Annotated in this window: 5 protein-coding genes; all 5 read right to left on the bottom strand. The window is 58.2% G+C overall.

Annotation, left to right across the window (positions count from 1 at the left end; genetic code table 11):
• Positions 1-164: 164 nt before the first annotated feature.
• The gene (locus L248_RS09130) at positions 165-782 is read right to left on the bottom strand and encodes a type IV toxin-antitoxin system AbiEi family antitoxin domain-containing protein (RefSeq protein WP_022529906.1); all 618 of its coding nucleotides are present in this window, start codon (positions 780-782) and stop codon (positions 165-167) included.
• Between the two features lie 98 nt (positions 783-880).
• A complete protein-coding gene (locus tag L248_RS09125) occupies positions 881-2,080 on the bottom strand; it encodes a hypothetical protein (protein WP_155828612.1) in 1,200 nt (399 codons plus the stop codon).
• Between the two features lie 414 nt (positions 2,081-2,494).
• Positions 2,495-3,733, bottom strand: coding sequence for a glycoside hydrolase family 28 protein (locus L248_RS09120; RefSeq protein WP_022529904.1), 1,239 nt, complete (start codon positions 3,731-3,733; stop codon positions 2,495-2,497).
• Entirely contained in the window at positions 3,733-6,417 is a 2,685-nt protein-coding gene (locus tag L248_RS09115) for an alpha-mannosidase (RefSeq protein WP_040535908.1), read from the bottom strand. The genes L248_RS09120 and L248_RS09115 overlap by 1 nt, the downstream gene beginning before the upstream one ends.
• A gap of 18 nt (positions 6,418-6,435) precedes the next feature.
• Positions 6,436-7,719, bottom strand: coding sequence for a glycoside hydrolase family 125 protein (locus L248_RS09110; RefSeq protein ID WP_022529902.1), 1,284 nt, complete (start codon positions 7,717-7,719; stop codon positions 6,436-6,438).
• Positions 7,720-7,739 lie beyond the last annotated feature (20 nt).

Raw genomic sequence — 7,739 nt, 5'->3', positions numbered from 1 at the left:
CACTGAGCCCGTTTTGCCTCCGCTTGCTACGCGTTGGCACTCAGTATGTCGCGGAATTTGAATTATGTCCCAGTCCCTATTGTATTCGGCAAGCTAATCCGTCGTATTCTATCAGAGCAGTAACACCTCTGAGAATCCACATGACTGTCCTTAAAACGTTCAAATCACGAGAAAGTGCTGCCGGCCTGATCAAGCACCTGGATAACAAGGGATAACGTGGATTTTGGATACAGTTCTCGTTCCAGTGCCAAGAGCCGGCTATAGTCTCTTCGCGGGTTTTCAACATACCTTTTGGCTGCGTCGTTCCTGACATAAGGCTGTGCATCCGGATAATTCCAGTAATCCAACAGTGTGCGCTCCATGGAATAGATTCTGATCTTGTTGCCGTTCAAGGTGGTCTGCGTCGTGATTCCCTCTGAATAGAAACGCCCCGTGCGGTATTGCGCTCTGATGAAATTATCCGCCACTGATCTGGCACCAAGATGATAGCCCTTTGGAAACGTCATCCAGTTCCACAGAGGCATCTCGTCAGTTAAATCATAGAAAATCAGTGCCGAAACTAGCGAAACCACGCCGCGTGAGAAGTGCTGAGAAATGAGGCCTAAGTCATCTTCTGCGTATCCTGCGATAACGTAGGAACCTGTATTAGGTTTTTCTAGCACCCCTTGGGCCAGCGCCTTACGCAACTGGTAAGGGGTGACCCCATATTGCTTGGCGGTACTGAACGTAAACGAGTTGTAGTCGTGCATCAGCTTGTCCAGGCTCGAATAATTTTCACTCATATACTATTTTCCTCCAGTAATGTGAGTATATCGTGTAAATTAAGTGCCGGCAAATCCGACGTGGCCTGTTCATGTGCACAGCTCTCCAACCATCGTTGTCACCGGTCGCACTCCAAATTATTCAGCATTTGTAAGGCGCCTCGAAAATACGCCAGGATCACCTTTTTACCGCCGATGACCGGTAGTTCGCCAACTTCCATCCCCCGGCCGAAGCGGAAACTGCCGCCTTCGTTTTCTTCGTGATAGACCATGGCGTACCGCTTGGGGGAACCAAAGATGGGCTCACCAATACTCGCCGGTGTGTGGAAAGAGAAGTGCGCCTCCGCAGTCCCTACGACCGTATAATACAGGCTGTAATAGTCTTTCTCCGTCGTAACGTGACACTTGGGACAGCGCTGGATTTCCTTCTGGTTTCTGAAATAGAAAGCCATGACAGGATAGTAGCCCCCGCTCACTGAGCGCTGCTCGGCATAGTCCTCGTAATGTGCTTCGCACAAATCCACGTCGGTCCGGTCGGCCCCTTTTGGCCGATAGAAACTGGTATGCACGAGCGGACTCGCGGCGTGTTGAAATGCTGCCAAGGCATGGTTTTTCATGTCATAGTATTCATTTTGATTGCCCCCTTCCCGCGGCGTCTTGGCCAAGTGGTTCAGATTGGCTGTCCAAAACGCCAGGTCCATCAGGGCCCGCTGCTGGCCTCCTGGGAACTGCTCGAGAAACTGGCGATACTCAGCCATGTATGCCGTATGGGCCTGTTTGGCTGCTTCCCGTTTTCTCTTCGCCGTTGCCGCTTTCTTCTGGTACGCTGGGGTGCTCTTGTCCGCTTGCCGGAGATACTTGAGAAGCTCATCAAACTGCTTTTGATGGTCAACGAGCTTGGCTGCCGCAAAATAGTCATAGAACGGCACTGCCAAGTCCTTGCCGTATCTGTGGACGTTTTCAGTACCAACAATTGGCAGATAGCCATGCCGAGTCAAGAGCTTACGTTGGTTAAGCGTCAGCTTCGGAAATACCGCCGTCAGTTCATGGATTTTGGTCCCCAGGTCGTTTTCCTTAAGGTAATTGAGAACGACGACGTAGTCTGCTTCTGCGTTGATCTGGGCGGTTACCTTGTCCAACAGTTCAGGCTTGCGGTCTGTGGTGAGAATCTTATCTGTCGGGTGCGGCAACAGGGTATTGAGTTGCTTCAACTCAGCAATCGTCAATTTTCCTAAACGATCCAGCCTGGTTTCTCGGAGTATGGTGACTTTCTCTACTGACGTGATAGGTAAAAAGGGCGGCTTAATGTCTTCTGGCATTATTCATCAGTCCTTTCGTCAAGGGGGTTCGTATCTCTGCAGGCAAGCACTGGCAACATCTGAACAGGCGGTGGGAACATTTGTTTTTCTACATTTCCAGCTTAACAAAATCAATCGCCTGTAACAACGAAAAACGGTCAGCCGCCTGACTTTTGTCTTCCCACCAAGTTGCAGAGCAATCCTGTGATTGGCACCGATTCTGCCGACTACGTAACACCATTTTCCTATATTCGCTAATGATTCTGGTAAACATTCGTGTCTGTTACAAAAAGCCCCGCAGATTAAGGTTCCGTCTGCGGGGTTCATTGTGGTCGGTGGCACTAACGATTCAATGTCCTGATTAAACCAATATACTACTCAAAGAGCGATTGTACCGTATATCGGTGTAATGCTTCCTGTGCTGCGGCGTATCCGTCAGCCCTGAGGCCTCGATGATTGATGAGGCTGCTCACTCGTGGAGAAATTCGTCAGACCACAGAAGGTGAGCGGCGGGCCATCGGTCACAAGGAACGTCGTCGGGGCCGTGAAAAAGACATCCTTGAGCGTGAGGCGGACACTGGGGTCAATGTGCAACAGCGGGACGCCGGCGGTTGGCGTGATACGGCAGTCTTGCAGGGTCAAAGCGACCGGTTCGCCCCGGCCGACGAAGAGCGAAGTTTCTGCCATGTCGTTGATCGTCACATCGTCTAACGTGAGACCGGCGAGACTGCTGCCGGCTTGAAGGGCGGTGGGTTCATCGCGCAGATACGTGGCGAGATGCTGCAGGTGATTGATGCGGGCATGCCGGATGGTGAGCGTGTTACGCGTTGTCGTATCCGGGTCCACCGCCATCGTGAAGTACATGAACGCATTGAGGGTGGCGTGGCTGCCATCGAGGATGTGGGGATAACGGCCGGGACCCTGGAACGCGCAGCGGTCGACGGTGATGTCTTCCCCGCCGACCCGCAGGGTGTTGCAGGCGGTGTTCAACAGACAATCCGTGACCGTCAGGCCGTGGATATCGTACCCGGCAATGCAGTCGTCGCCCGTCTCCAGGCGGCAATGGGTCATCGTGACCCGGCGCGCGTGGTGCAGGTCGAAGCCGTCGTGGCCGCCGAGGACGGCCACGTCGCTGATGGTCACATCTTGACATGCCGGCAGGACGTTGGCCCAGTTACTGGCATTGGTGACGGTGTAGCCGGTCAAGCGCAGCCCTTGGACCCGGGCCATGACGATGCCCATGGGCCCGCGGAACTTTTCTTCCCCGTCTGGATCCTGGACGCTGCGGCCGTCGATGAGGCTGCCGGGGGCGCCGCTGATGGTGATGTCTTCCGCGTCATAGGCGCAGATCAGCGCGTGGAAGTAATACGGCGGCAGGTGCCATTCGCGAACGTAATGGGGATCCTGCAGATAACGGATATCAGTCTGTTCGCCGAAGGTGGTGTAATCGGCCAGCTGGCGGCTGCCCTGGAGAACAGCGCCGGCAGCCAGGTGCAGGGTCATGTGACTGTAGAGCCGAATGCTGCCGGTGGTGAAGTGGCGGCCGGGGATGACGATTGTGCCGCCGCCAGCGTGCCGGCAGGCGTCAATGCATGCTTGTATTGCCGCCGTTTGGGCGGTCTCGGTATCCGGTTGGGCGCCGTAGTCGGTGATGAGAAAGGTTTTCTCTGCCATTACACGTCAAACCGATACGTCCGGATCTCGGCCGGCCGCAAGGCGCCAGACGGCGTTTCTGGCAGCAGCTTCTCCAGAAAATCCACCACGGCTTCGGCTGGTTCGTCGCCATACTGGACGGAGACAGACTGCGGCTGGGCGGTCATGTTGTAGCCCCGCACCAGCATCTTGCCGCTCTCTGGGCTGATGCGCGTGCTGGTTACGGCGAAGGCCGGGTTGCCCACGGTCAGGTAAGTCCGATCAGCAGCCAGCGCGCCGGCCTGCTGCACCGGCAGCTGGACATCTGCCACAGTGATCTGGGCGGCCCGCGCCGCCTGGTACGCGGCCAGCGTATCGGCGGCAGTGGCGTCGTGCATGGTCACGGTCAGCTCAGCATGGAACGGGCCCTGGCACTGCGCTTCAGGGGTCGGGAAGTAGCCCCAGTCGCCCATCTCGCCCACGCTGCGCAGCATGGTGACTGCCATCGTGCCGTCTTTGGGATAGATCATGTACTCATTGAGGCCGAAGTTGCCGACGGTGAGGCCGCCCTGGTCGTCGCTGAGGTCCACAAAAGCCTGCTGGTGCTGGGGATTCTCCGGATTCTTCCAGTTGGGGCCCGTGGTGTTGGGCCGCTGGGCTACCTCGTAGATGGATTCAGCCTGGTGGTGATTGCTGTGAATGCCAGTGACGAACAGCGCCTGGATGCGGTGATCCTTCATCCGGTTGTCGCCGGTCACCCGGATGTGCAGCGTGTCATCCTCGGAAGCCAGGCTAAGCGTGACATGCAGCGTGAGGTCTGCCAGCTGGTCAGAACGACCGGCCTGGCGCTGGGTGATGTCGGTGACCGACTGCTGCTCCTGACCCAAACGGTCATCCGCACTCACGGGAATGCGCAGAACCTGGTCGTACGTCAAGGTCTGCAACCCGCCCGTCACGGTGCGCGTCACGCGCTGGGCCGGCCCTGCCTGAATCCGCTGGTTGTCGCTGGACTGACGGTAAATGTACTCATTACCAATATCGCCGGTGTCAACGAAGCGCAGGCAGTCAGGGAAGTGGCGATTGTGGCGCAAGTCGCTGAAAGAGACCGTGCCGTCGGTATTGACTGCGGCTTGTACCCGGCCGTTATCGATGGTCGGGGTGTGATCGGTCTGGGGCACCAGCGTATCGGCGGCAGTACCGGTGGTCAACGCCAAACTGCGCCAGCTAAACGGCGCCACGGCGGCATCGACCTGGACCGTCACGTACAGGCCCATGTAGGCCACGCGGAAGGCGTCATCCGGCAGGTCGTAGTTGAAGCGTACGGCGGTGTTGACGACGTGGGCCGGGACCGTGTTGCCGCCGGCATCGATGATGCGCAGGGGCGGGAGCGCCTTTCTCTCTTCTTCCAACTTGGCATATTGGGCGCGAGGGGCGCCTTCGCTGAACGGTGCCCGGTCCCACTCGATGGTGACAGTCGTCGGCTGGTGCTGGGTGACGGCGGCGCCATTGAATAGAAGAAATGGCTTGCTGTCAGCGGGGAAAGCGGTGGTGTCCACTTGGCCCGCCAGCTTCGTCAGCGCCTCCCGGGTCAGCCAATGACCAACCTGCTGCGCGTGGGCGTACCGGGCCAGCATATCCCGGGGCACTTCGTCGACGGAACAGCCGCAGATGCTGTCGTGGGGATCGTTCTGAAGCAGTGTCTTCCAGGCGTAGGTCAGGCGGTCCTGGGTATCCGCTCCGGTCAGGCCGCTGACCGCCATCAGCGGTTCGGCGTGGTCCTCCAGCAGCCGCTCGGTGGCGGTGTTCTGCTGCTTGAGATAGACCCGGTTCGAGGCAGTGTTGGCCAAAGTATACCAACCTTCCGTAGCTTGGGAGGTCAGCTCGCCCTTCACCGTCGTCAGATCCTTGGGCAGATCCTGCTTCAGGGCGGCGATATAGTCGCTGAAATTGGCGTGAATGAACTCGTAGTCCGGGAACAGTTCCCGGGCCACCGCCAGGGCTTGGCTCAGGTTCTTCTGCACCGGCTGGTGGTCGACGCCGTTCATGAACAGCAAGTCCGGTGTGGCGGCGAACTTCTCCGCGGCCGCCAGGTGCTCGGTCCAGTAGGTCTTGGCGGCCGCCCGATCGGCAGGAATCTCGTTACCGTTGCTGTACCAATTAGCGAAGAGGATACCCAAGACCTTTGACGCGTCAGGACTTTGCCACCACATTTCGGAATAGGTGGAATCGTAGTCGCCCAGGGAGCCGGTGGTGTTATTGAAGCCGGTGGGGGTAACGCCGCGGCCGAAGGCGACCGTGTCCAGCCCGCCGAGGCGGGTCATCTGGGGTGTCTGGGCGGACATCCCGAACGTGTCCGGGTAATAGCCCAACGGCACCGGCTGGCCCCACTTTTCTGACTCCTGGCGGCCGATGATCGTGTTCCGGGTATTAGCTTCCGGGCTGATCAGGAAGTTGTCTTGAAGAATGTAGAAAGGCCCCACCCGCAGCTTGCCGGCGTCGATCCAGTGCTTCAGCGTCGGCCGCATCTCCGGGCGGACCGCCAGGTAATCGTCAAGAATGATGGTCTGGCCGTCCAGGTGGAAGCTGTTGAAATCCGGGTCGTGGGCAAAGAGGTCAAACAGGTCGTCCATCAGCTGGACCAGCCGCATGTGGTGACCTTCAAAGGCCATGTACCATTCACGGTCCCAATGGGCATGGGAGATTACATATACTTTTTTCTTTGTCATCGTTGTTTTCCTCCGTCTCTACTGCTTGACCCGCAGATTAAAGTAGGCCAATACCAATTCACAGAACATCATGTTGGCCCAGGAGAACCACGCCCGGGTGTACTGGGTGGGATCGTCCACCTGGAAGGACTCGTGCATCATGCCGGTCCCGCCGGTGGTGTGCACCAGCAGGTTGAGCAGTGCCGCTTGGGCAGACTTATCGGTGATGGTCAAACCCTCCATGGCCAAGGCAATCGGCCAGATATATTCCGGCGGCGTGTGGGGACTGCCCAGACCGGCGCCAGCGCTGCCGCTGTAATAATACGGATTCTCCGGACTCATGATCGTCTTGCGCGTCCGCACGTAGGTCGGCTCATTGGCCGCCACGTACCCCAGGTACGGCGCCGCCAGCAGGTTCGGCACGTTCCCATCGTCCATCAGCAGGGCGTGGCCCAAGCCGTCGACTTCGTAGGCGTAGACTGTTTCCCCCGCCGCGTTCTGCATCGTCCCGTACGTATCGATGCCGTGCTTGATCTCGGCCGCCAACTGTAAGAAATCGTCGGCAGCCGCCGCATCGTGCAGCACCTCGGTATAGATCTTCGCCAGCTGGCGCAAGACCACCACAGCAAACATGTTGGCCGGCACCAGGTAACCGTAAACACAGGCGTCATCGCTGGGCCGAAAGCCGCTCCAGGACATCCCGGTATAGCCCACCGGCCGGCCAACGCCATCGATCAGCGTGTCCTCCGGCCGATCGTGGTCCCGCTGGAAGCGATAAGGCGACGTCTCGTGGTGCTGCTCCGTGCGGATGACCTGAATCATTTTCGCCACACCGCTGCGGAAGCTGGCGTCGAAGTGGTCGGTGCGGCCGGTATTCCGCCAGAGCAGATACGCCAGCTGCACCGGGTAGCACAGAGAGTCCAACTCATACTTGCGCTCCCACAACCACGGCGTCATGGCCGTCGCGTCATCCTGGTGCCCGGCATTGTTGGCCGTCTGGTTGAACGCATTGGCATACGGATCCAGATTCATATTGAAGAAAAGCCGCCGCACGACTTTCGTGATGACCTCGGCCATGGCTGGACCGTGCTGGGCCATGATCAAGTACGGCCGGATCTGGGCGGTGGTGTCCCGCTGCCACATCGCCGGGATGTCCCCGGTGAGGACAAAGATGCGGTCGTCACCGTCGGGTTTCAAAGCGTTGGCCAGCGTGTCCGTGAAAGTGCGGGCGAATACATCCCCCCACTCGGCATGGTCGGTACCGCACTGGGCTTGGATTTGGTTAACGAACTGGGTCACTTGGGGCGTCACATAACTGGTCATTTTCGTTTGCTCCTTGGTAT

The sequence above is a fragment of the Schleiferilactobacillus shenzhenensis LY-73 genome (genome assembly GCF_000469325.1).
GTDB classification, from domain to species: Bacteria; Bacillota; Bacilli; order Lactobacillales; family Lactobacillaceae; genus Schleiferilactobacillus; species Schleiferilactobacillus shenzhenensis.
This window is presented reverse-complemented; position numbering and strand designations above follow the sequence as displayed.

Coding starts and splice junctions, on each gene's coding strand:
- L248_RS09130 (WP_022529906.1), bottom strand. CDS start 782: ATGAGTGAAAATTATTCGAGCCTGGACAAGCTGATGCACGACTACAAC.
- L248_RS09125 (WP_155828612.1), bottom strand. CDS start 2,080: ATGCCAGAAGACATTAAGCCGCCCTTTTTACCTATCACGTCAGTAGAG.
- L248_RS09120 (WP_022529904.1), bottom strand. CDS start 3,733: ATGGCAGAGAAAACCTTTCTCATCACCGACTACGGCGCCCAACCGGAT.
- L248_RS09115 (WP_040535908.1), bottom strand. CDS start 6,417: ATGACAAAGAAAAAAGTATATGTAATCTCCCATGCCCATTGGGACCGT.
- L248_RS09110 (WP_022529902.1), bottom strand. CDS start 7,719: ATGACCAGTTATGTGACGCCCCAAGTGACCCAGTTCGTTAACCAAATC.